General features: G+C 59.7%; 32 protein-coding genes and 1 other RNA gene. 29 read left to right on the forward strand and 4 right to left on the reverse strand.

Annotated elements, in window-relative coordinates; genetic code table 11:
- Positions 1 to 24 precede the first annotated feature (24 nt).
- From I6L32_RS14705 to I6L32_RS14815, 23 genes are all read left to right on the forward strand, one after another.
- Positions 25 to 642, forward strand: a complete 618-nt coding sequence (locus I6L32_RS14705) for a hypothetical protein (protein WP_128296939.1) — start codon at positions 25 to 27, stop codon at positions 640 to 642.
- Positions 626 to 1,186, forward strand: coding sequence for a transcriptional regulator (locus I6L32_RS14710; protein WP_216944064.1), 561 nt, complete (start codon positions 626 to 628; stop codon positions 1,184 to 1,186). Before I6L32_RS14705 ends, I6L32_RS14710 begins: the two co-directional genes overlap by 17 nt.
- A gap of 55 nt (positions 1,187 to 1,241) precedes the next feature.
- Positions 1,242 to 1,472 (forward strand): hypothetical protein, encoded by a 231-nt coding sequence (locus I6L32_RS14715; RefSeq protein WP_109421874.1) that lies wholly within the window; start codon positions 1,242 to 1,244, stop codon positions 1,470 to 1,472.
- A 41-nt stretch (positions 1,473 to 1,513) separates the two neighbouring features.
- On the forward strand, positions 1,514 to 2,134 hold the full coding sequence (locus I6L32_RS14720) for a DUF3164 family protein (protein ID WP_069652691.1): 621 nt from the start codon (positions 1,514 to 1,516) through the stop codon (positions 2,132 to 2,134).
- A 14-nt stretch (positions 2,135 to 2,148) separates the two neighbouring features.
- Positions 2,149 to 2,346, forward strand: coding sequence for a hypothetical protein (locus I6L32_RS14725; protein WP_042074589.1), 198 nt, complete (start codon positions 2,149 to 2,151; stop codon positions 2,344 to 2,346).
- Between the two features lie 2 nt (positions 2,347 to 2,348).
- Positions 2,349 to 2,418, forward strand: an RNA gene (locus I6L32_RS14730) — hammerhead ribozyme type II.
- A 40-nt stretch (positions 2,419 to 2,458) separates the two neighbouring features.
- Entirely contained in the window at positions 2,459 to 2,689 is a 231-nt protein-coding gene (locus I6L32_RS14735) for a hypothetical protein (RefSeq protein ID WP_042074588.1), read from the forward strand.
- The gene (locus I6L32_RS14740) at positions 2,676 to 2,855 is read left to right on the forward strand and encodes a hypothetical protein (RefSeq protein ID WP_216944065.1); all 180 of its coding nucleotides are present in this window, start codon (positions 2,676 to 2,678) and stop codon (positions 2,853 to 2,855) included. The genes I6L32_RS14735 and I6L32_RS14740 overlap by 14 nt, the downstream gene beginning before the upstream one ends.
- On the forward strand, positions 2,839 to 3,432 hold the full coding sequence (locus I6L32_RS14745; protein WP_216944066.1) for a gp16 family protein: 594 nt from the start codon (positions 2,839 to 2,841) through the stop codon (positions 3,430 to 3,432). The genes I6L32_RS14740 and I6L32_RS14745 overlap by 17 nt, the downstream gene beginning before the upstream one ends.
- Positions 3,425 to 3,856, forward strand: a complete 432-nt coding sequence (locus I6L32_RS14750) for a Mor transcription activator family protein (RefSeq protein WP_216944067.1) — start codon at positions 3,425 to 3,427, stop codon at positions 3,854 to 3,856. Before I6L32_RS14745 ends, I6L32_RS14750 begins: the two co-directional genes overlap by 8 nt.
- Positions 3,857 to 3,990: 134 nt before the next feature.
- Positions 3,991 to 5,175 carry a hypothetical protein gene (locus I6L32_RS14755; RefSeq protein WP_216944068.1) on the forward strand — a complete coding sequence of 395 codons (1,185 nt, stop codon included), beginning with the start codon at positions 3,991 to 3,993 and terminating at the stop codon, positions 5,173 to 5,175.
- A 101-nt stretch (positions 5,176 to 5,276) separates the two neighbouring features.
- Positions 5,277 to 5,864 (forward strand): glycoside hydrolase family 108 protein, encoded by a 588-nt coding sequence (locus tag I6L32_RS14760; RefSeq protein WP_216944069.1) that lies wholly within the window; start codon positions 5,277 to 5,279, stop codon positions 5,862 to 5,864.
- Positions 5,861 to 6,163, forward strand: coding sequence for a hypothetical protein (locus tag I6L32_RS14765; protein ID WP_216944070.1), 303 nt, complete (start codon positions 5,861 to 5,863; stop codon positions 6,161 to 6,163). Before I6L32_RS14760 ends, I6L32_RS14765 begins: the two co-directional genes overlap by 4 nt.
- A complete protein-coding gene (locus I6L32_RS14770) occupies positions 6,156 to 6,377 on the forward strand; it encodes a hypothetical protein (RefSeq protein ID WP_104452626.1) in 222 nt (73 codons plus the stop codon). The genes I6L32_RS14765 and I6L32_RS14770 overlap by 8 nt, the downstream gene beginning before the upstream one ends.
- Before the next feature lie 26 nt (positions 6,378 to 6,403).
- On the forward strand, positions 6,404 to 6,631 hold the full coding sequence (locus tag I6L32_RS14775) for a TraR/DksA C4-type zinc finger protein (protein WP_042074576.1): 228 nt from the start codon (positions 6,404 to 6,406) through the stop codon (positions 6,629 to 6,631).
- Positions 6,612 to 6,914, forward strand: coding sequence for a DUF2730 family protein (locus tag I6L32_RS14780; RefSeq protein ID WP_081332095.1), 303 nt, complete (start codon positions 6,612 to 6,614; stop codon positions 6,912 to 6,914). The genes I6L32_RS14775 and I6L32_RS14780 overlap by 20 nt, the downstream gene beginning before the upstream one ends.
- Complete coding sequence (locus I6L32_RS14785) at positions 6,911 to 7,207, forward strand: hypothetical protein (RefSeq protein ID WP_010674005.1); 297 nt, start codon at positions 6,911 to 6,913, stop codon at positions 7,205 to 7,207. The genes I6L32_RS14780 and I6L32_RS14785 overlap by 4 nt, the downstream gene beginning before the upstream one ends.
- Before the next feature lie 12 nt (positions 7,208 to 7,219).
- The gene (locus I6L32_RS14790) at positions 7,220 to 7,795 is read left to right on the forward strand and encodes a DUF3486 family protein (protein WP_216944071.1); all 576 of its coding nucleotides are present in this window, start codon (positions 7,220 to 7,222) and stop codon (positions 7,793 to 7,795) included.
- Positions 7,795 to 9,366, forward strand: a complete 1,572-nt coding sequence (locus I6L32_RS14795) for a terminase family protein (protein WP_216944072.1) — start codon at positions 7,795 to 7,797, stop codon at positions 9,364 to 9,366. Before I6L32_RS14790 ends, I6L32_RS14795 begins: the two co-directional genes overlap by 1 nt.
- Complete coding sequence (locus I6L32_RS14800) at positions 9,366 to 10,937, forward strand: DUF935 domain-containing protein (protein WP_216944073.1); 1,572 nt, start codon at positions 9,366 to 9,368, stop codon at positions 10,935 to 10,937. Before I6L32_RS14795 ends, I6L32_RS14800 begins: the two co-directional genes overlap by 1 nt.
- Entirely contained in the window at positions 10,937 to 12,412 is a 1,476-nt protein-coding gene (locus tag I6L32_RS14805; protein WP_216944074.1) for a phage minor head protein, read from the forward strand. Before I6L32_RS14800 ends, I6L32_RS14805 begins: the two co-directional genes overlap by 1 nt.
- Positions 12,409 to 12,609, forward strand: a complete 201-nt coding sequence (locus I6L32_RS14810) for a hypothetical protein (RefSeq protein ID WP_216944075.1) — start codon at positions 12,409 to 12,411, stop codon at positions 12,607 to 12,609. The genes I6L32_RS14805 and I6L32_RS14810 overlap by 4 nt, the downstream gene beginning before the upstream one ends.
- Positions 12,609 to 13,055 carry a phage virion morphogenesis protein gene (locus tag I6L32_RS14815; RefSeq protein WP_216944076.1) on the forward strand — a complete coding sequence of 149 codons (447 nt, stop codon included), beginning with the start codon at positions 12,609 to 12,611 and terminating at the stop codon, positions 13,053 to 13,055. Before I6L32_RS14810 ends, I6L32_RS14815 begins: the two co-directional genes overlap by 1 nt.
- A gap of 86 nt (positions 13,056 to 13,141) precedes the next feature.
- On the opposite strand, the gene I6L32_RS14820 is transcribed toward I6L32_RS14815, so the two are convergent.
- Complete coding sequence (locus I6L32_RS14820; protein ID WP_182935450.1) at positions 13,142 to 13,510, reverse strand: HNH endonuclease; 369 nt, start codon at positions 13,508 to 13,510, stop codon at positions 13,142 to 13,144.
- A gap of 368 nt (positions 13,511 to 13,878) precedes the next feature.
- On the opposite strand from I6L32_RS14820, the gene I6L32_RS14825 reads away from it, so the two are divergent.
- From I6L32_RS14825 to I6L32_RS14850, 6 genes are all read left to right on the forward strand, one after another.
- Positions 13,879 to 15,036 carry a phage protease gene (locus tag I6L32_RS14825; RefSeq protein WP_216944077.1) on the forward strand — a complete coding sequence of 386 codons (1,158 nt, stop codon included), beginning with the start codon at positions 13,879 to 13,881 and terminating at the stop codon, positions 15,034 to 15,036.
- A 54-nt stretch (positions 15,037 to 15,090) separates the two neighbouring features.
- Positions 15,091 to 15,999 (forward strand): Mu-like prophage major head subunit gpT family protein, encoded by a 909-nt coding sequence (locus tag I6L32_RS14830; RefSeq protein ID WP_216944078.1) that lies wholly within the window; start codon positions 15,091 to 15,093, stop codon positions 15,997 to 15,999.
- Positions 16,000 to 16,102: 103 nt separating this feature from the next.
- The gene (locus I6L32_RS14835) at positions 16,103 to 16,411 is read left to right on the forward strand and encodes an HI1506-related protein (RefSeq protein ID WP_254203828.1); all 309 of its coding nucleotides are present in this window, start codon (positions 16,103 to 16,105) and stop codon (positions 16,409 to 16,411) included.
- On the forward strand, positions 16,408 to 16,824 hold the full coding sequence (locus tag I6L32_RS14840; protein ID WP_216944079.1) for a gp436 family protein: 417 nt from the start codon (positions 16,408 to 16,410) through the stop codon (positions 16,822 to 16,824). Before I6L32_RS14835 ends, I6L32_RS14840 begins: the two co-directional genes overlap by 4 nt.
- The gene (locus I6L32_RS14845; RefSeq protein WP_216944080.1) at positions 16,821 to 17,258 is read left to right on the forward strand and encodes a hypothetical protein; all 438 of its coding nucleotides are present in this window, start codon (positions 16,821 to 16,823) and stop codon (positions 17,256 to 17,258) included. The genes I6L32_RS14840 and I6L32_RS14845 overlap by 4 nt, the downstream gene beginning before the upstream one ends.
- Positions 17,255 to 18,004 (forward strand): hypothetical protein, encoded by a 750-nt coding sequence (locus I6L32_RS14850; protein ID WP_216944081.1) that lies wholly within the window; start codon positions 17,255 to 17,257, stop codon positions 18,002 to 18,004. The genes I6L32_RS14845 and I6L32_RS14850 overlap by 4 nt, the downstream gene beginning before the upstream one ends.
- Before the next feature lie 526 nt (positions 18,005 to 18,530).
- Here the strand turns inward: I6L32_RS14850 and I6L32_RS14855 are convergent.
- From I6L32_RS14855 to I6L32_RS14865, 3 genes are all read right to left on the reverse strand, one after another.
- Positions 18,531 to 19,091, reverse strand: a complete 561-nt coding sequence (locus I6L32_RS14855; protein WP_216944082.1) for a hypothetical protein — start codon at positions 19,089 to 19,091, stop codon at positions 18,531 to 18,533.
- Between the two features lie 13 nt (positions 19,092 to 19,104).
- Positions 19,105 to 20,192, reverse strand: a protein-coding gene (locus I6L32_RS14860) for an IS3-like element ISAs22 family transposase (RefSeq protein ID WP_088821966.1) whose coding sequence is annotated in 2 segments (ribosomal slippage) — positions 19,105 to 19,940 and positions 19,940 to 20,192 — 1,089 coding nt in all. Because the reading frame shifts where the segments join, the coding sequence is not laid out codon by codon here.
- Positions 20,193 to 20,230: 38 nt separating this feature from the next.
- Positions 20,231 to 20,776 (reverse strand): RelA/SpoT domain-containing protein, encoded by a 546-nt coding sequence (locus tag I6L32_RS14865; RefSeq protein WP_216944083.1) that lies wholly within the window; start codon positions 20,774 to 20,776, stop codon positions 20,231 to 20,233.
- Positions 20,777 to 20,782: the final 6 nt, after the last annotated feature.

A 20,782-nucleotide genomic window follows, 5' to 3' on the forward strand; every position in this document is an offset into this window, starting at 1 on the left:
CAACAAAGCACGGGAGGGATACCAGTGGTCGGGAAAAGTGTAAACACCAATGCAGAGACGGCTTGGCAGTGGATGTGCCAGCAAGAATCCTTTGATCTTTTGGAGTTAGCGGCAGCCAGCCCATTAAAGCTGGGGAATGTCTATCTGGTTGTTCGGCGCTGGTTGGCAAGTGGCCATCTGCGCTGTGTCTACCAGAAACCATTTGGTCGCCGTATATCGTTCCGGGGCAGTCGTTATCAGGTTGTGGATGCAGCGCTAACACCTCAATTCGGGTCAGGAAACCGCAGCACCAAGCACCGCAAGAAGCGGCGGATACGGCGTAAAACGGTTCAACAAAAGATGTGGAACACCATGAAAATCAGCCGTTTTTTCACCCTGAATGACCTCGCGATCACGTCTGGGGTAGATGACAGCGGCGCGAGTACCTTCACCACCTTCCTGGTCCGGGCTGGTTATGTCCGGCTGGTGGACAAGATTGAGCGTTTCAAAGTGAAGGGTGACCAGAATCGCTACCAGTTGGTCAGGGATACAGGGCGATTCGCCCCCATGGTCAGGGCCACACAGGGGGGATGCTGGGATCAAAACGAACAGCGTTTTTACCAGTTCGATGTGAAGGAGGCCCCTCATGGACACGTGGCTTGAGGTTCTGCAAGCCGAGGTGGCGGCCAGCTCGTTGGCCGTGGTGGCCGACAAGCTCGGTCTGTCCCGCACCACCATCAGCCAGGTCTGCAACCAGAAGTACCCGGGCGATCTGGCGCGGGTACAGAAGCTGGTGGAGGGGAACCTGATGGGCCACAAGGTGACCTGCCCCATTCTGGGGGAGATCCCGGTGCATCAGTGCCTGGCCCATCAGCGCCGACGGGCGGATGAGGTCGGAACCAGACCGATGGATATCAAGCTCTGGAAGGCGTGCCATAGCGGCTGCCCCCATAGCCAGCTCAGTGAGGATCAGCAACTGCGCCGGCCGATGCGTCTCGCCGTCGAACAAGGCGGCAGAGGTGGGGACAGAAGCGTTCGTTATGACGCTGACGCCACCCTCTCCAGATTGCGCCGCCAGGCAAAAAGCGATGGTGAGAACGCCAGCAACAGCCTGCGCATTCTGGCAGAGCTGCTTGCCGAAGAGCTCAAGATCCTGGGCATCAAATACAACCGGTTGCTCGACAAGGTTGAGAAACACGGCCAATAAACCAGCGGGCTTGGGGTGTGCGGTGGGCCCAGTGAGACATCACAAGGAGAACGGGATGAACAGAAATCTGCAAAACACGGCCGACCAGCTGCGTCTCTGGTTGACGGCGAACGGTTGCAAAGTGCGCACCGGCCAGGTGCGCGATACCCCACTGCTGATGGTGACCGGTCCCTTGCCGCCGGAGATGACCCGGCGGGCCGTGTGGGGGCGCGAGTACCTGGCTGGCGTGGTCAGCGAGGTGGCCATGGTTCGCTTTGGTGGCTGCCTGCTGCACTGGCGCCAGTGAGCGACCACCGAACAACAACGGGATAAATCAAGGAGAGCCTTATGCAAGAAGCACAGACCAAAGACACGACCCCGATGCGGCAGAACGCCCAGGGGCACTGGGTACCGGAGAACCTGATCGCCCCGGCTGACAAGCTGCGCGATGAGGTGGTAATGGGCATCATCGCGGCTGCCAAGGAAGAGCGCTCACGCCTGGCTGCTTTCAAGATCGGCGCCATGCAGCAGATCGCCGACTTTGTGGACCTCTCTGCCGAGCGGTACGGGGTGGCCTGGGGTGGCACCAAGGGCAATGTGAACCTGCTCAGTTTCGACGGTCGTTACAAGCTGATCCGGGCCGTGGGGGAGCACCGCAAATTTGATGAACGGATCCAGGCGGCCAAGGTACTGATCGACCAGTGCATCGCCCGCTGGAGTGATGGCGCCAGCCCCGAGATCCGTGCCCTGGTGGACCACGCCTTTCGGGTGTCCAAGGCCGGTCATATCGACGTCAACCAGGTGCTCTCTCTGCGTCAGCTCAACATCGACGACGCCGACTGGGAGCAGGCCATGCAGGCGATCGCCGACGCCATCCAGGTGACCGGTACCAGCCAATATCTGCGGCTCTACGAGCGTGACGCCCAGGGACGTTACGTCCAGATGAGCCTGGATCTGGCGAAGTTGTAAGGGAGGCGTGCGCGATGGATATCAACGTAGAACAGGCCGAAGAGCAGCTGCAGCTCTGTGAACAGATCAGCGAGACCGAAGGCACCTGCTATCCCGATGACACCTATGAGGATGGCATCAAGGCTGCCTTGTTGTGGGTGCTGGGGCTGGGCCCGGCGCCGCTGAGCGAAGAGGAGTACCAGGATCTTATGCCGCTGCAGTTCGAGCAGTAACGATGCGAAACAGGGTGGCCGCGCCGCCCTGTCTGCCCGGCGTGGTGGCCGGGCACTGATGAGCAGCCGACCTGGGCCCAGGTCTTCACCGCCTCGAACAAGGAGCACGGCGATGACCAAAACAGAGATGGATATTCGGCTTACCAAGATTTTCAGCGCGGCCGCCATTGCACAGGCGACCCCTGATAAACGGGCTGTGTGCAGACAGCTCAAGCAGTTTGATAGAGAGGCTCGTGCTCAAGGGCTGTTTGCCCTGGCAGGAGAGGCCAGCCAGATGCGCTGGCAACTCGTGGCAGAGCTGCAGCAAGCCAGAGCAGCAGAGGTCAGTCATGGCGGCGTCTAATTGGCAGGCCCTGCTGGCCTATGTGATGAAGTTTGGCCCCTTGAACCAGCAAGGTGCCGAGCAGTGGCTCGATAGTCATTGCCCTGAGTGGCGCAATGGAAACGATGTGCCTGCCGGTCAAATCTGGGTGGCAAAAGTGGGGAGAAGTCATGACAGCAAGCAATGAACGCACCCGCTTGATCCGGCTGGTGCAGGTGGGCCGCCGCTCCCTGGGGCTGGATGAGGAGACCTATCGAGCGCTGCTGGTCCAGCAGAGCGGCAAGCGTTCGGCGGCAGCGCTGTCGATCCAGGAGTTGGACAAGGTGCTGCAGGTCATGAAGGGGGCAGGGTTTAAACCGACCGTTAAACGTGGCGTAAAAGGGGGCAAGCAGAAGCGTTTAAGCCCGGTCAGCGGTACCCCGGTTCGGACGGCTGAGATAGGGGTGATCCGGGCTATCTGGATCACCATGCACCGCCACGGCCTGCTGTGTGATGGCAGCGAGACTGCGCTCAATCACTATGTGGCGCGTCAGACGGTGCGGATCAACAACGGGGTGGGTGTGGCCGAGGTGTCCTGGCTTGATGGTGCGTTGGCTTATTCAGTGCTGGAGTCCCTCAAGCACTGGCACAAGCGAGAGATGGTCAAGGCGCTGCAGGCGGCCAAGAAAACTGTCCCAATCAATGAGAAAACCGGGCGTGTGGCGGGCTATCAGGCCGTTGTGGCAGCCTTTGAGCAGATGCAGGCGGAGGTGCAACATGGATAGCAGCCAAGAGAATCTGGACCTGTTCGCCGATGACCATGAATCCTTGGGGCAGTTGGTGGACCGACTGGATCAAATCCCGGCGGCTGAGCTGACCGCCAAGTGGCCCAAGGCACTGGCCGAGCTGGTCGATGTGCTCGCCTGTGAGCTGGGGCGCAGCGGAATGGCAGCGGATAAGGCCTTGGCCCAGGCCCGCAAGCTGGCATTGGTGCAGGCTCACTATATGGGCGGCCGGGCCTACTACATCCCGACCGGGGAACACCTCAAGGCGGCGTTGCGTGATCGGGCCATCTGGGATGAGTTCAATGGCCGCAACATCGACCAGTTGGCCCGTAAGCACGGCCTCTCCGTGCCGCAGACTTATGCGGTAGTGGCAGAGCAGCGGGAGCTTACACGGCGCCGCCATCAGCCAGATCTGTTTAGGTAACTGAAGTAGCTGTCATTAAATTGCGCGCTTCTTCACAGATACAAAAGGACCTCATTTGACGAGGTTCTTTTTTATGGCTGACTTACCAGTGTTCGGGTGCTGTATGGATTGAGTTACTCTCCGTACAAGAGTTGATGATCGATAAGTTGAATCAGGGATTAGGGGATACAATGCTTAAAAAAACTCAGATAGCATTATTGGTGTGTTCAATATTTATCCTTCCAGCTTGTAATGGGCAAAGAACTTTGACTCCACAAGAGCAAGAGCTAGTCAATCAGCTTAAACAGGAACGGGGTCAGTTGGAGCAAGAAATCGAGACTGTTTCTGGCGAAATTGCACAGTACAACAGTGGACTGATTAAGACCATCAAACAGGTTCGAGAAGAAACACTGAAGTTGAGCAGAGACATAGTTAACCAGCGCATTCAAGCTATTGAAACTGGCGCAAAGGTGACTGTGATTGCACCTACCAGTCAACCTGATTCCGAGCGTGCGCAGTCACTGCAAAGCGAGATTGAACAGGCAAAACAGCAACTAGTTGAGGCTAAAGCAAAAGCAGCCCAGTATAGCGGTGGTTTAATTGCTGCAATCAGCCAGTCTACGGTAGCAACCCAGGAACAGACACTGGCGATGCTAGAACAGCAATATTTAATTGCGAAATATGGACTGTCATTAACAGACAAAGTATCTGCGGAACCCGCCAGTAAGCCTGTAGGGGCATCTACAGCAACCCAAGCCAATACACTAGTGCCAGCGTCAGAGTCTACCGTTGATGAAAACGCTATGCTAGCTACCGATGGCCCATTTGGTGTTTCCATGGGGATGACGAAGGAAATGTTCAAAGGCCATTTAACACCTGCCGGAAATGGCATTTTCATATTCAATAACCCACCAAAACCACATCCTCAATATGAGCAGTATGTGGTGCAAATTTCAGATAAGGCTGGGTTGTGTTGGATTAAAGCAGTTGGAAAGGACATTTTGACAAGCAGTCACGGCTATCAGTTACAAACTAACTTTGATGATTTTGAGAAAAAACTGGATGAGCGATACGGTGCACACAAAAGAGTAGATTTTTTAGCGTCTGGGTCAATATGGAAAGAGCCGGAAGATTGGATGACAGCCTTACAGAAGAAGGAACGGTATCTTTTTACCACTTGGTCTGGTGAGGGTAAGGCATTACCAAATAATCTATCAAAGATTGGGCTTATTGCTGCTGCAAATGCTTCCGACAAAGGGTATCTAGCAATTGAATATAGTTTTACCAACGAAGCTGATTGTGAGCAGGAAAGTAAGACTAAAGATGATGCAGGGCTTTAATTTAAACTTTAAGACTCAAGCATTGAAGTAACCCACCATAAACCCGCCCCATTAAGGCCCCTCGGTACGCTGCGATAACGCAGTTTATCGAGGGGCCTTTTATGTTGCCTGATACCTACCCGATTGCTCTTGCCTGGTTGCTCCGTCCCGATGTGGAAGGGGGCGAGGTCAACCACCCGGCCGACCGTGGCGGCCACACCAAGTTCGGCATGGCCGATGCCGCCGACGGCAAGAAAGATGGCATGCTCGACCTCGATCGGGATGGTCGGCCGGATATTGCCGTCGGCGATGCGACCCCTGCCCACGCCCAGCTGTTTTACCGCGCGAACTACTGGCTGCCAGCCCGTTGCGATCGGGTTGATAGCGTCTGTCCGCTGATTGCCATCGCCCTGTTCGATGGGGCCGTGCATCACGGCCCTGGCCGCTCAGTGCGCCAGTTGCAGCAGGCGCTCGGTGTCATGGTCGATGGGGTGCTGGGCTCGCAAACCTTGCGGGTGCTGGCCGCCAAGACCGGCCGGGATGGTGGCCGGGCCCTGCTGCTCGCGCTGCTTGAGGTCCGCGCCGGTTTCATGCTTGGCATCGTGCGCAAAGACCCCAGCCAGTGGGCCAATGCTCACGGCTGGAGCAACCGCCTGCTGCGCCTGCAGAGTTACCTGCTCTCGACCCGGTTCGGTGAGGGGGCGGCATGAGCAAACCCAGCCTCACCAACAAGCGCCAACGGGCCCAGCAGCGGATCGAGGTGGCCGGCTATTTCGGCATCCCTGAGCTCAAGAACCCCCGTTACCTCGCCTGCTTCAAGGATGGGCGCCGCGCCCATCTCAAGGCCGCCCTGGCCGGTGCGGATCTGGAGGCCATCCCGCTCTACAGCCATCACGCCACTCGCCAATCCCTGTACGAGCAGGGCTGGCGGTCGGTAGGGGAGCTGGATCGCCTGCGGGCCCGTGCCCGTCTTACCCCATCTCAACAGAAGGAAGCCCATCATGCCTGATTCCCTGCTACCCCAAGCAAAGCCTGCGCTCAGGAGCCGTGCCGTCATCGGGGGCGTCATCGCCGTGGGGGCCGGTATCGCCGGCCTGTTCGGCGTACCGATCGATACCGGTACCCAAGCCAGCCTGGTCTCCACCGCCGTGGATCTGGCCAGTGCCATCGGCGGCCTGCTGGCCATCTGGGGGCGCCTCAAGGCGACCCACGTCATCAAATAAGCCATCAAGCAGGGCAGGAGACACCCTTGAGCGACCCCATAGACCGCGCCCAGCAGCTCGACGCCGAGCGGACCGGGCGCCTTATTGACGCCCACCGGGCAAGGCCCAAACCCCGTGGCGATGGCATCTGCTGCGATTGTGATGAGCCCATCCCGATTGCACGGCTGCATGCCGAACCCGATGCGCCGCGCTGCATCGAGTGCCAGACCCTATTCGAGCGCAAGGAGGCAATCCGTGTGGGATTTCATCGTTAAGAACTGGGGGCCCCTGTACGCCCTGGCCAGTCTGGTGGGGTTGATTGTCATCATCCTGCTCTCCAAGACCTATGCCAAACGGGAGGATGTCACCGGCTTGGCCGCCAGGGTGGCCAGGGTCGAGCAGCAACTTTCGGATCTGCCGACCGAGAAGGAGTTGCACACCCTGCAACTGGAGATAAGCGAATTGCGTGGCGAGCTGCGGGCACTGGCGCCGGAGCTGCGCCAGGCTCGCCGGCTCGCCGACCTGCTGCTGGAAAATGAACTCAAGGAGAGACCATGAGCATTCAAGGAATATTGGACGCCCAGCAACGCCTGGTGATCTTGCGATCCTTGCTCGATATCGGCGGGGCGGCCAACGAGTCGATCCTCAATGACTGCCTCGACCAGCTGGGTACCGGCCGGGTGTCCCGGGATCGGGTCAAGACCCTGCTGGCCTGGCTGGATGAGCAGGGGTTGGTGCGCATCGAGAAATTGGCCCAGGTGCAGGTGGCCCACCTCACCGGTCGGGGTCAGGATGTGGCCGAAGGGCGATCCAGCGTGCCTGGCGTCAAGAAGCCCCGTGCCGAAGATTGAGGGAGGATGACCATGGCCGAGAAACCGACCCGGGGCCGGGCCAGCAAGGTGTGGCTGCTGCCCGAAGCTATCCGCAACGCCCTCAACGAGATGTTGCGCGACAAGGCCAACAGCCAGGCCGCCATCCTGGACGAGATCAATGGCCTTATCGAAGGTGCTGGGCTGCCCGATGATCTCAAGCTCTCCCGCTCTGGGCTCAGCCGGCACGCCAGCCAGGTGGAGCTGGTGGGCCAGCACCTGCGCGACTTGCGGGAGACCACGGCGGCCTTGACGGCCCAGCTCGGCGACAAGCCGATGGGGGAGACCACCAAGCTCATCCTGGAACTCGGCCGCTCCCAGCTGTTCAAGGCGATGCTGGCCCAGGTGCAGAACCCGGAGGAGGCGGTGGATATCGACATGCTGAAAAACGCCATGCTGGCGGCCCAGCGCCTCGAATCCACGGCCATGCAAAGCCACAAGCGGGAGAAGGAGATCCGCCAGGCCTTTGCCGAGGAGGTGGCCGCCAAGACCGAGGCCATCGTCACCCAGGCGGGCCTGAGCGGTGAGGCCGCCGCCGCCATTCGCCGCGAAATCCTGGGGATTGCCTGATGACCACGATCGCCCAACAGTTGGCCCAGTCCCTCGGTACCGAATACAACCCCGACGAGGTGCTGCTGCCCTACCAGCGTATCTGGATTGCCGACGAGAGCCCGCTCAAGATCGCCGAGAAGAGCCGCCGTACCGGGATCACCTGGGCGGAGGCGGCCGACGCCGCCCTGACGGCCTCCAAGACTAAAACGGCCGGGGGTTGCCACCACTTCTATGTGGGCAGCAACAAGGAGATGGCCCGTGAGTTTATCGATGCCGTGGCCATGTGGGCCAAGGCGTACAACAAGGCAGCCGGTGAGATCCAGGAGGAGGTGTTCACCGACGACGAGGACAAGGCGATCCTCACCTTCGTGGTCTATTTCGCCTCGGGCTTCAAGGTGCAGGCCCTCTCCAGCAACCCCTCCAACCTGCGGGGGATGCAGGGGAATGTCACCATCGACGAGGCGGCGTTCCACGACCGGCTGGCCGAGGTACTCAAGGCTGCGATGGCGCTGACCATGTGGGGGGCCAAGGTGCGCCTTATCAGCACCCACAACGGCGTCGATAACCTGTTTAACCAGCTGATAAATGACAGCCGGGCGGGTCGTAAAGACTATTCCATTCACACCATCAGCCTGGACGACGCCTGCCGTCAGGGGCTCTATCGTCGCATCTGCCAGGTCAAGGGCACGCCCTGGACGTCGGAGGCCGAGGAGAGCTGGAAGGCAGGGCTGCTCAAGGCTACCGCCACCGAAGAGGATGCGCTGGAGGAGTATTTCTGCGTGCCCAAACAGAGTAGCGGCGTCTATATCAAGCGCACCCTGATCGAGCGTGCCATGCAGCCGGATATCCCCATCCTGCGCTTCACTTCCCCTGCGGACTTCGAGCTGCAAAGCGAGGAGACCCGCAAGGCGGTGGCGGAGCTCTGGTGCGAGGAGAATCTCAAGCCCTGCCTGGAGGCGCTCGATCACAGCTGCCGCCATGTGCTCGGCGAGGACTTCGCCCGCAAGGGGGACTTATCGGTGTTCGTGCCGCTCGCCATCGCCCCCAACCTGCGCAAACGGGTGCCCTTCGTGGTGGAACTGGTCAACGCTCCCTATGAGACCCAGCGCCAGATCCTGTTCTACCTGCTGCAGGGGCTACACCGCTTCACGGCGGCCGCCTTCGATGCCACCGGTAACGGCGGTTATCTGGCAGAAGCTGCTCGGCTGCGCTGGGGCGCCAGCATGATCGAGTGCGTGATGCTCAATGACCCCTGGTATCGGGAGTGGATGCCTAAGCTCAAGGCCGAGTTTGAGGATGGCAACCTCATGATCCCGCGCCATGCGGACGTGCAGGACGATCTGGGCAAGATCCAGGTCATCAACGGGGTGCCCAAGATCGACAAGGGCAAGAACACCGGCCAGGGCGGCCAGCAGCGTCACGGCGACTTTGCGGTGGCCTTGGCCATGGCAGTGCGGGCGAGTTGGATGGAGGGGGGCGCCATCGAGTTCACCCCCTTACCTGGTAAACACGGGCGCGACAGCAACGACGACTATCACCCATCCCTCGGGACGAGGGATCTGATCAAAAATGAGAGAGGGGGTTGGTAATGGCCGGACTCATCGACATTCATGGCAACTCGCTGCGCCTGCAGAAAGAGCCGCAAACCGAAAACGATGCCAAGCTGGCCCAGCTGCGCCGTCACTACAGCGAACACCCCACGGTGGGGCTCACCCCGGGCAAGGCTGCTGCTGCGCTGAAAGAGGCGGAGGAGGGAAGCCTCATCGCCCAGTGCGAGCTGGCCGAAGACATGGAAGAGAAGGACGCTCACCTGCAGAGCGAGCTTGGCAAGCGGCGCCGGTCCCTGCTCGGGGTGAGCTGGACCATAGAGCCGCCCCGTAATGCCACTCCCGCCGAGCAGCGCGACTGCGAGATGATCCGCGAGCTGCTGGAGGACTTCACCTGGCTGGACGACGCCATCTTTGACGCCACCGATGCGGTGCTCAAGGGGTTCAGTGCCCAGGAGTTCAGCGGCTGGGAGATGGTGGAGGGGCTGCAGCTCCCCAAGGGCATCGTCTGGCGGGATCCCGCCTGGTTCCAGACCCACCCGGATGACTGGAACCAGTTGCGGCTGCGGGACGGCAGCAAGGAGGGGGCCGCCCTCAATCCGTTCGGCTGGGTCATGCACAAGGCCAAGTCGAAATCCGGCTATCTCGCCCGCACCGGCCTTATCCGCACCCTGGTCTGGCCCTTCCTGTTCAAGAATTACAGCGTGCGGGATCTCGCCGAGTTTCTGGAGATCTACGGCCTGCCGGTGCGCCTGGGCAAATACCCGGAAGGGGCGACCGAGAAGGAGAAATCCACCTTGCTGCAGGCGGTGCTCTCCATCGGTCACAATGCGGGCGGCATCATCCCCCGGGGGATGGAGATCGAGTTCCAGAATGCGGCCAATGGCCAGGCCGAGCCCTTTTTGGTGATGATGGACTGGTGCGAGCGCTCCATGAGCAAGGCCATTCTGGGGGGCACCTTGACCAGCCAGGCCGACGGCAAGAGCTCGACCAATGCGCTCGGCAACGTGCATAACGAGGTGCGCCAGGAGGTGCGGGATGCGGACCTTCGCCAGCTCGCCGCGACCCTGACCCGGGATTTGGTCTATCCGCTGTTTGCCCTGAACGGCAAGAGCTTCCAGGGGCCGCGCCGCTGCCCGCGCCTGGAGTTTGACGTGACCGAGCCGGAGGACATGCGCGATCTGGCCTATCCGCTGCGGGCCCTGGTGGGCATGGGGATGCAGATCCCGGCGCAGTGGGTGCGCGACAAACTGCAGATCCCGGCACCCAAGGAAGGGGAAGAGGTGCTGGTCATCGTCGATAAGCAGGCAGGGGTCGGGGAGGCGGCCCTGACGGCGCAGGGATTGGCGGCGCTGGCGGCCAAGCCCCCTGTCCAGGGTGATAACAACGATGCCCAGCTGGCCCGGCTGCAGGCCGAGGTGGCCCCTTTGCTCGCCGGCATGACCGATGCCGTCCAGGCACTGGTGATGCAGGCCACCACCCTGGAGGAGATCCGGGATGGCCTGCTGGCGCTGGAGCCCAACCTCAGCCATGACGAACTGGGGGCACTGCTGGCCCAGGCCATCGCCGCCAGCGAACTGCTCGGCATGCTGGAGATGGAGGAGGGCAACTGATGCCCGTTCGTTACGGCAGTCTGCCGTTCGAGGAGGCGATCGCCTTCTTTCGCCAGAAGCTGAATATGCCGAGCGAGCGTTGGGCCGATGTGTGGCGGGATGCCCATAACCGCGCCTTTATGGTGGCGGGGGCGACCAAGACGGACTTGCTGGCGGACCTGCGAGGGGCGGTGGACAAGGCGATAAGCGAAGGGCAATCCCTCGGTGCGTTCCAGAAAGCGTTCAAGGAAATCGTGGCTCGCCATGGGTGGAAGCACACCGGCCCAGCCTCCTGGCGCTCTCGCGTCATCTTCGAGACCAACCTGCGCCAGAGCTACAACGCCGGGCGTGATGACCAGATTGAGCGCATCAAGCACAAGCGCCCCTATGCGCTCTATCGTCACGGCGACTCCGAGCACCCCAGGGAGCTGCACCTCAAGTGGAACAACCTGGTGCTGCCGGTGGACCATCCCTGGTGGGAGACCCACAGCCCCAGCAACGGCTATGGCTGCAAGTGCAAGAAGTTCCTGCTCTCCGAGGCGGATCTCAAGCGTCGGGGGTTGACGGTGGGCCAGGCACCGGATGATGGCGATTATGAGTGGGTGGACAAGGCCACCGGGGAGATACACCGGATCCCTCGTGGCATCGACCCCGGTTTTGATTACCGGCCAAAGACGCCCGCCGCCCTGACCGAGGCGATGGCCAAGCGGGAGGCGGCGAAACCCGCGCTGGCCGAGCGTCTGCCGGAACGCCTGGTAGAGAGCGCCTTCTCGACGGCCAAGGGGGTGACGGCGCAGGGGGTCAGCGATTTGCTGGCCCAGCTACCCGCCCCCCAGCGCGAGCCCTTGGCGGCCTTTCTCAAGGCCCACCCAATCAAGACCCTGTTTATCAAGCAGACCGAGATGGGCAAGGGAGCGGCAGGACTCAAGGTTGCGCCGGCTATTGCCGAGTACCTGGGCACAGACCCTTACCTGGTACGCTCCCTCTATTACACGCGCCGGGCCAGCGCGACCAACGGCTTTACGGCCAAAAGCTGGGGCCATCTGGTTATCAAAGTGAAGGCCGGTGATACACTCAAAGCAGTGGACATGCAGGCGGTGCAAGCGGCGGCGGCCGAAGTGGTGACCGATGCCCATGCCAACACCGGGCCCCGTCAGTGGCAGCCAAGGGGCACCAGCGGCGAGTCACTGCGCCGTCACTGGAGCATCTCCGCCAACGTCGGCGGCAAGCAGGGAGAATCAGCCCAGCGGCTCTCAACCTGGTTGCACGAACTCGGCCACCAGGTTCACTTCTGGGCCGGGGAGCCTGACCTGACGGGAGTGGGGCTGCTAACGGAGTATGCCGGCAAGACCAGGATGGAAGCCGCCGCCGAGGCGTTTGCCGCCTGGGTCTTAGCGAGGGATGCCATGGTGGCGCACTTCCCCGAACTGGCCAAACGGGTGGAGGCCATGCTGGCCCAGGCCACGACCGCCAGCCGCAAAGGAGAGAAAGGATGACCCTGTTGGAGCAAGCCAGCGCCCTGCTGGCAGAAGATGGCCCCTTTACCCTGGCTCAGGCCAAGGCGCTGGATGCCTTGTGCGAACAAGCCGAAGGTGAAGAGGCCGACCTGCTGGGGGATCTCTGGGCTGCCGCCATGGCTGCGGCCGATAAGGAGGCCCTGCACTTTATGACCACCTTTGAGGATGAGGCCTGATGGCGGGCAGCTTTATCGCTATCAGCCACCATGGGGTGGCCGATGCCCATGAGCTGCTGGCCCGGCTCTATCAGCGCACCGGCGACTTAAGCGAGCCTCTGGCGGACATCGGCGAGGGGCTGGCGCTCTCCCACCGGGATCGCTGGGATGCGCAGGAGACCCCGGAAGGGGAGCCCTGGGCCCCCCTCTCGGACAAGTACCGCGCCCGCAAGCCGCGCCATGCCGACGAGGTGCTGCGCCTCAACGACGATCTGCGCGACACCCTCAACTATCAGGCCGACCCCCGGGCCCTCTACTTCGGCACCCCGCTGGAATACGGTGCCGCCCACCAGTTCGGCCGCCCAGAGAGCAACCTGCCTGAGCGCCCCTATCTGGGGTTGTCGGAAGTAGACCAGCAGAGCGTGCTGGAGACGCTGGAAGGCTATCTGACGGCGGACGCGCCCTAAGCCGCTGGGAGCGTCTGTGAGGGCCAGACCGCCACACTGGTATATCTGGCACCGTCTTACAGCAGGGAAAAGGCGTTTAAACACCATTAAACAGCCGTTGTGCGTTTACCTTTGGCTTTGCGGATCACTCCCTCAGGAAACCACGCCCCTTTATTGAGCCGTTTCTGTACCTTTTGCCGATACTGGGTCGGGGTCATTATTTTGGAGCTCTTATGACGAGTCTGGTTGCAATGTTTACAGGCGGCGACAATGTTATGGCTCTTGTCAGAACCGCCTTCGCCTTTGGGGTGCAGGTGCTCTCCAGTGCATTGCAGCAGACTAGCCTCCGCTTTTGTCAGCCCATGTTGATTGATAAAGGCCGTTGGGGATGACTCCCACATGGGAAGTCCACAATAGAAGCAGTGGAAGGATTGACGAACGGCTGCCTGGTGGCGATGTTTGGCGATGTTGCCCATGGTCGTGACCTCAATAAATCTGGTATTGAAGTCCGTAACGGTATCGATTGAGTTATGGCCGGACGGACTTCGGTTTAAGTTGAAGTCCCGTCCCTTACAAATCCGTAGTGGCGGGCACTGACCAGACGTTTCTAGGCAGCCTTACACCGCTCCCTTGAAGGTATAGCGGCACTCAATTTGTAGCCGTAATCGGGGTGTATGTAAAGTAGTCACCAGCTTGTCATGCAGGCTCCAATATCCCCGCAAGAACATTCGTGCTTTTGCCGTTTAATCTAGATCTGCACTAACCCACCATAAACCCCACCCCTTGCACTCCTCCCTAACACTGGCACCAGTGATTTTTGCTATGTCCAGCCGGAGTAAGAGTGATGCCCCCATCTGCGATTGCCGTGGCCATCTTGAATGCCAGACCCACCACCCTGGGGCTGGCCGTGCTCGATGCGCAGCTTACCCAGCAGGATGACGGTTGGTATCAACTGCTGCCGGTCGGCCCGTTCAAGGCCAGGGATGGCCGCCCCTTCGATGTGCCTGGTGGCCACTGGCAGCTCGACAAGACCATCGCCACTACCCTGATCAACCGGGCCAAGGCGCTCGGCCAAGACATCCTCATCGACTACGACCACCAGACCCTCAATGTCGAAAAGACGGGCAAGGAAGCCCCGGCGGCCGGTTGGTACAACGGCGACGAAATCGAGTGGCGCGAGGGGGAGGGCCTCTTTATCAAACCCCGCTGGACCGAACGGGCCGCCGCCCTGGTTGCTGCCAAAGAGTATCGCTTCCTCTCTGCCGTCTTCCCCTATGACGCCCAGGGCCGCCCCCTGGAGCTGCGCATGACCGCCATCACCAACGATCCCGGGGTGGTGGGTATGCAGGCGCTGGCGGCCTTGAGTGCCCAACTGATTCAACCCGGCCAGCCGGCCACCCCCGCCCATGCTACACACAAGGAGACTCCCATGAATGAACTGCTTAAAAAGCTGCTGGCCAAGCTCGGTATCGAGCTGACCGGTGACCCGACCGACGAGCAACTGCAGAAGGCGCTTACCGAGCTCGACAATCTGCAGGCCAGTGCCAAGAAGGCACCGGAGCTGGAGGCCGCGCTCTCGGCCGAGAAGACCGCTCTGGCCGCCCTCAAGGCACAGACGACGTCAGTACAACAAGGAGCCCAGGTTGACCTGGCGCAATACGTGCCGGTGGCGACCTATAACGCCCTGGTCACCCAGGTGGCGGCCCTGACCGCCCAGGTGGACACCACCGACGCCGCGACCCTCATCAAGGAGGCTCGCGCCGCAGGCAAGGTGGTGGCGGCCGAAGAGGAGTACCTGACCGCCTACGCCGCCCAGAAGGGGGTGGCTGCCCTCAAGGCGCTGCTGGAGCCGCGCCCGGCCATCGCCGCGCTCACGGCGAGCCAGACCGCCGCCGTCACCCTGCCGGAAAAGAAGGGCGAGGCGGTGCTCTCGGCCGAAGACAAGTACGCCGCCGACCAGCTCGGCATCAGCCACGAGGACTTTGCCAAGGCCAAGGCCTGAGCAAGCCCCGTTTCACGCGAAGGCAGTTCCGTATAACCAGAGAAGGAATAGACCATGGCCATGATTACACCCGCGCTGCTGCAGTCCCTCTTCACCGGCTTCAAGAAGAACTTTGAAGATGCCAAGAGCGAGGCGCCGACCCAGTACACCAAGATCGCCACTGTGATCAAATCGACCACCAAGTCCAACACCTATGGCTGGCTCGGCAAGTTCCCGAGCTTGCGCAAGTGGGTCGGGGATCGGGTGATCGAGTCGATGAAGACCCACGGTTACCAAATCGTCAACGAAGACTTCGAAGCCACTGTGGCCGTCGATCGCAACGATATCGCGGACGACGAGCTGGGCATCTATGCCCCCCTGTTCGCCGAGATGGGGCGCTCGGCCGGGGTACATCCCGACGAGCTCTGCTTCGGCCTCCTGGGCGCCGGTTTCACCACACCCTGCTACGACGCCCAGTATTTCTTCGATACCGATCACCCGGTCTACCCCAAGGTCGATGGCACCGGCACCCCGGCGCTGGTTGCCAACCTGGTGGTGGATGGCGCCTATACCGGCGAGCCCTGGTTCCTGCTCGATACCAGCCGCGCCCTCAAGCCGATCATCTTCCAGGATCGCAAGTCCCCCGAGCTCATCGCCATGACCAAGGTTGACGACGAGGCTGTGTTCACCCGCAAGGAGTTCCGCTACGGGGTGGACTGCCGCGACGCCGCCGGCTTCGGCTTCTGGCAGTTGGCCTTTGCCAACAAGCGGGCGCTGACCCCCGACAACCTGTGGGATGCCTTCTCCAGGATGCGTGCCTTCGAGGCGGACGGCGGCCGCAAGCTCGGCATCAAGCCGACCCTGCTGGTGGTGCCGGCCTCCCTGGAAAAGCTGGCGACCCAGATGCTGGAGCGCGAGCTCTCCGAGAGCTCCAGCAACGAGCTCAAGGGCAAGCTGGAACTGGTGGTGGCGGACTACCTGTAACCCACCCGTGCTGTTTAACGGCGGGGTGAAGCGAGCGCAGTGTGGGCGTTTAACCCCCGTTTAAACCGGATCCTGGATGGAACGAGACAGAGGGAAACATGAGATGGAACACGAGATGGAACAGGCTATTCGCGTTGGCATCACATCAACGGTTCGTCAGGTCTATTATCGCGCGGGCCTGGCGATTGCACCTGGCAAGTCTGAGCTGGCTGTGTCGCCTGTGCAGTGCGAGACCCTGGAGGCCGATCCGCGCCTGGTGGTCACCCGCCTGGGTGAAGACGTCGCCCTCGCGCTGGCTGATGCACCGCAGACGGACGGGGATCTGGACGCAGCAGTGGGCGGCCTGAGCCCGGCCCCTGATGCGGCAGAGCCTGCGGCCGCACCCGTCAGCAGCAAGGGCAAAGGCAAATGAGCTACGCCAGCGTCAGCGATATGGTGACCCGCTTTGGCGAGGCGGAGCTGTTGCGCCTGGCCATGACCCCGGCCGGCGAGCTGGATGAAGCGGCGATCACCGTCGCCCTGCAGGACGCCGGCGCCTTGATCGACGGCTACCTGGCGGGACGCTACCCGTTGCCGTTGGCCCATGTGCCGAGCGCCCTGGTCCCCATCTGCGCCGACATTGCCCGCCACCGCCTCTATGGTGAGCAGGCACCTGAGCAGATAGCCAAGCGCAATGAGGCGGCTCTGGCCTTCCTCAAGTCGGTAGGCAAGGGGGAGCTGGCGCTGGGCCTCGCGGCAGACGGCGAGCAGGTGGAGAGCCAGAACCTGGCCCAGCTGCAGTCCGATGGCCGGGTCTTTGGCCGGGGAACTGGGGGCTTCCTATGAGTGCCCCCACGCCTGAACTCGACTACCTGGCGGCGGGGGAGCGGCTGCGCGAGCTGCTGCTGCCCTTGAAAGGGCAGGGGCTCAAGGAGGTGTTTGTGGCCACCGACCTGGAGGCGGTGGCCAACCTGGGGCAGTACACCCCGGCCATTCATGTGATTTACCAGGGAGAGCGGGAGAGCGAAACCAGCCAAAGCGGGCGGCAAAGCGCGTTCGATCAGGTTTGGCTGCTGGTGTTGGTGCATAGAGCCACCCCCAAGGAGGCCAGCGCCGGGGTGTGGCTGGGGCGCATGTTGCAGGCCGTGGCCGGTCGGGCCTGCGGTGACAGTACCTTTCGGCGTGAAAGCGCACCGGTCAAGCCGAGTTACAAGGGTGGGGTGGTCTATCTGCCCCTTGCCTTCAAGACGACAGTGAAATTCAAGGGAGAACGGTCATGAGCGAAACACTGCACCTGGAAGGGGATCTCTATATCGAGACCTTCACCAACAACGTCTCGAACGGGGTGATCGGCCCGGTGGACGTCAACAGTCTGGAAGTCAAACCGGACAGCGAGAAGATCAGCATCCCGAGCAAGCGCAAGCACAAGCTGGGCCAGGCGCGGGAGAGCTACTTCGTGCCCAAGCCCGCCACGGTCAACATCAAGACCAGCGAGATCCCGCCTGTGCTGCTGGCCGCCGCTTTTATGGGGTTGGAGAGCCCCATCAACCAGGGGGCGGGGACGCTGACCGAGGTGCCGGTGACCCTGTTGGCGCATCCCAAATGGGTGAGCCTGGGCAAGACCAATCTCTCGGCCACCGGCCTGGTGGTGAAGGAGGGGGCCACCTCCTTGGTGCTCGGTACCGACTTCGAGATCAACTATGCCCTGGGGCTGCTGCGGGCCACCAAGGCGGGGGCGGTGGCAGACGGTGGGCCCGTGACCGTCAGCGCCAGCTATAACGCCATCACCGGCACCCGCATCGCCGGCAACGTGCAGCCGGAGGTGAAGGCGAAGCTGACCCTGGATGGACGCAGCGTGATCGGCGGTGAGGCTATCCTGCTGACGGTGCCCCGCGCCAGCTTGTCCCCCAAGAAGGCGGTGGATTTCCTCAGCGACAAGCCCATCGAGATCGAGCTGGAGGGGGAGCTGTTGGCCCTGGATGGCGAGGATGCGCCTTTCTATGTGGATCGGCCGGAGACGGTGTGACGGGTGGAAAGGAAACGGCGGGGAGACCCGCCGTTTTGTTTGAAGAAATTTTAGGTCAACAGGCTACCAGCCACAATACCTACAAATACTGCCCATGCTGTTTCAAAACTATAGCCAGTAAATTTCATAAATAGAAAACTAAAAGATTTTTCCATATATACCCCCTTATTATCTGAATCCAAATGAGCATCGCTCAAAAACCATCCGAGAAAACGAATGAAAATTATGATAATGAAGGCAGCAAAGATGTAGGGTATAGAAAAAGGTAGCCCAAGTGAGATGACCCCAGTTGCTGGTCTAAAATCTCTTATCGTGGATTTTTATTGTTTCACCCTTTTTGTGGGTTGTCAATCATTCTCATCTTTTTTTTAAATGGTTAGAGTGTGGCCTAAACCGGCTTGCCACAGAAAGGATGGGTTGAGGTTGGGCGCTCGTAGAGTAGCTCAACATAAAGATGGCGGAAGGGGTCCGCCATCTTTAAATAATTGGAAAATTACTCTATACCTTGGTGGGTAGACCTGAAGATCTATTTTTTTTTGATTGCCTTTTGTACTATTTTTCTACCACCCAGAATCGTACAAGCATCATTCACAAGTCGAACAAAATCACTAGCATCAGTAAAATAGTTCCTGAAAGCTAAGCGAACTTCTTCGCTGGTATCGGCACGAACCAATACAATATCTCGTTCCGGCATCCTTTTCTCAAGCTCGAATAGTGCTCGTAATGCATCAGTAGCGTCACGATAGTTACGAACCTCTAGGTCACCTTCTAGAGAGAATATAAGAATAGAGTTTCTTTTATCAGTGACATCACTCTTCGTGACATTCAGGCCTCGTAACGTCTGCATCAGGTGGAGTTCTCTATCGAGTTCCAGAAACTCGTTCAGAACTTCTTGATCAGTTGCACCTGGGAAGGGGCCTGTCTGTTTCTCATGAGCTCGAGCTAGCAATTCACTTGCTAATGCCATTGCCTTTTCATAACGTTTATCACCACGTTGAAACTTAGGCTGACTCTGTGTAATGAAGCCAATGACTTCAACAGCTGTAGCCCATGCGTGCTGGGGTAATCCCCCCATTTTTTGGAGCACTCAAAAGTAGAGGTCATGCGGCCTGTGCCAAGCGCTGTTTCGGCGTGTAGCCGCCCAGCGCCATATTGGGCCGCTCATGGTTATAAACCCACAGCCAGTTCGTGGCAAATTCCTGTAACTCATTCAGTGACTCAAACAGGTAATGGCCCAACCAGTCGTAACGCACAGTGCGGTTAAATCGCTCTATGTAGGCATTCTGCTGCGGGTTGCCTGGCTGGATATACCTCAGCGCAATCCTCTTCTGCTGCGCCCATTGCTTGAGCTCTTCGCTGATGTATTCCGGACCATTATCACAGCGGATTGCGGCTGGTTTGCCCCGCCACTCGATGACCTGCTCCAGCACCCGTTTGACTCGCGAGGCAGGCAAGGAAAAATCCACCTCGATGCACAGTGCTTCGCGATTGAAGTCATCGATCACATTAAACAACCGCACCGAACGACCATCGCTGAGCTGGTCATGCATAAAGTCCATCGACCAACAGTGATTCGGTTGGTCAGGGACTGCCAACGGCTCCGGCTTGGCCCGCACTAGCCGCTTCTTGGGTTTTATCCGCAGATTGAGCTCTAGCGCCCGATAGATCCGGTAGACCCGCTTGTGGTTCCAGCCAAAGCCTTTGACGTTACGCAGGTACAGGAAGCACAGTCCGAAACCCCAGTTGCGCTGGTTGGCGGTGAGGCGCAGCAGCCAGTCGGCAATCTCCTGGTTTTCATCAGCCAGCACGGGCTGATAACGGTAGCAACCCTCGCTCACCTTGAACACCTGGCAAGCCAGACGGATAGAAATGGCGTAATGAGCCACAGCCTTGGTCGCCATCTCCCTGCGGGCAGATGGCGTCACCACTTTTTTGCCATCGCCTCGGAGATGATCTCAGCCTTTAGGCGCTCCTCGGCATACATCTTCTTAAGGCGACGATTTTCCTCTTCCAGCTCTTTGAGGCGCGCCATGAGAGAGGCATCCATGCCACCGAATTTGGAGCGCCACTTGTAGAAGGTGGCGGAGCTGATGCCATGCTCACGGCAGAGCTCAGGGACGGGTGAACCAGACTCGGCCTGCTTGAGGATGGCGATGATCTGTGCATCGCTAAAGCGTGATGTTTTCATGTAGAACCTCCTGCGTTCAAGATACGAGAAAATTCTACTTATGAGCACCTCAGTTTTTCGGGGGGATTACCCTGGACTAGTGTTCTATATTGGATTTCAATGTACAAACCAGTAAGGCGTTTTCCTGAAATAGAATTAACATCATACTCATAGATGTCGTGAATTCCACGATATCCAGTTCGTTTCGGAGTTTTTATGTAGTCATACTTATCCGGATCATTTCGAAGTCGATGCTTAAATCTGGCCTTATGGAACTTGCTACGAAACGCTAATAGCTCATCAGTAGAGTGAAAAATTAGCCGGCAGCCTGCAACATCATCCATTCGTGCTAATTGCATCTTTGGAAAACGCTTTAGCTTGTCAAAGATTGTCATTTTTCGCTTATGACGCTGAGCCACGGAGATGTTCGTGTGACTCGTACGGTTTCGAAGTATAGCTTGGAAAGTATTCAGTACACCACGATGCGCAGCTCGCCATTCCTCAATAATCTGGAAGTCCTCTGGTGTCGCTGTATTCTGACGGATACGCTCGCCAGCTTTTATTACTCGTGATTTCGAACCTCCAGGATATTGTGCTTCAGCCACTTGCTC

Origin of the sequence: Aeromonas sp. FDAARGOS 1402, from assembly GCF_019046925.1 — a bacterium.
GTDB classification, from domain to species: domain Bacteria; phylum Pseudomonadota; class Gammaproteobacteria; order Enterobacterales; family Aeromonadaceae; genus Aeromonas; species Aeromonas caviae.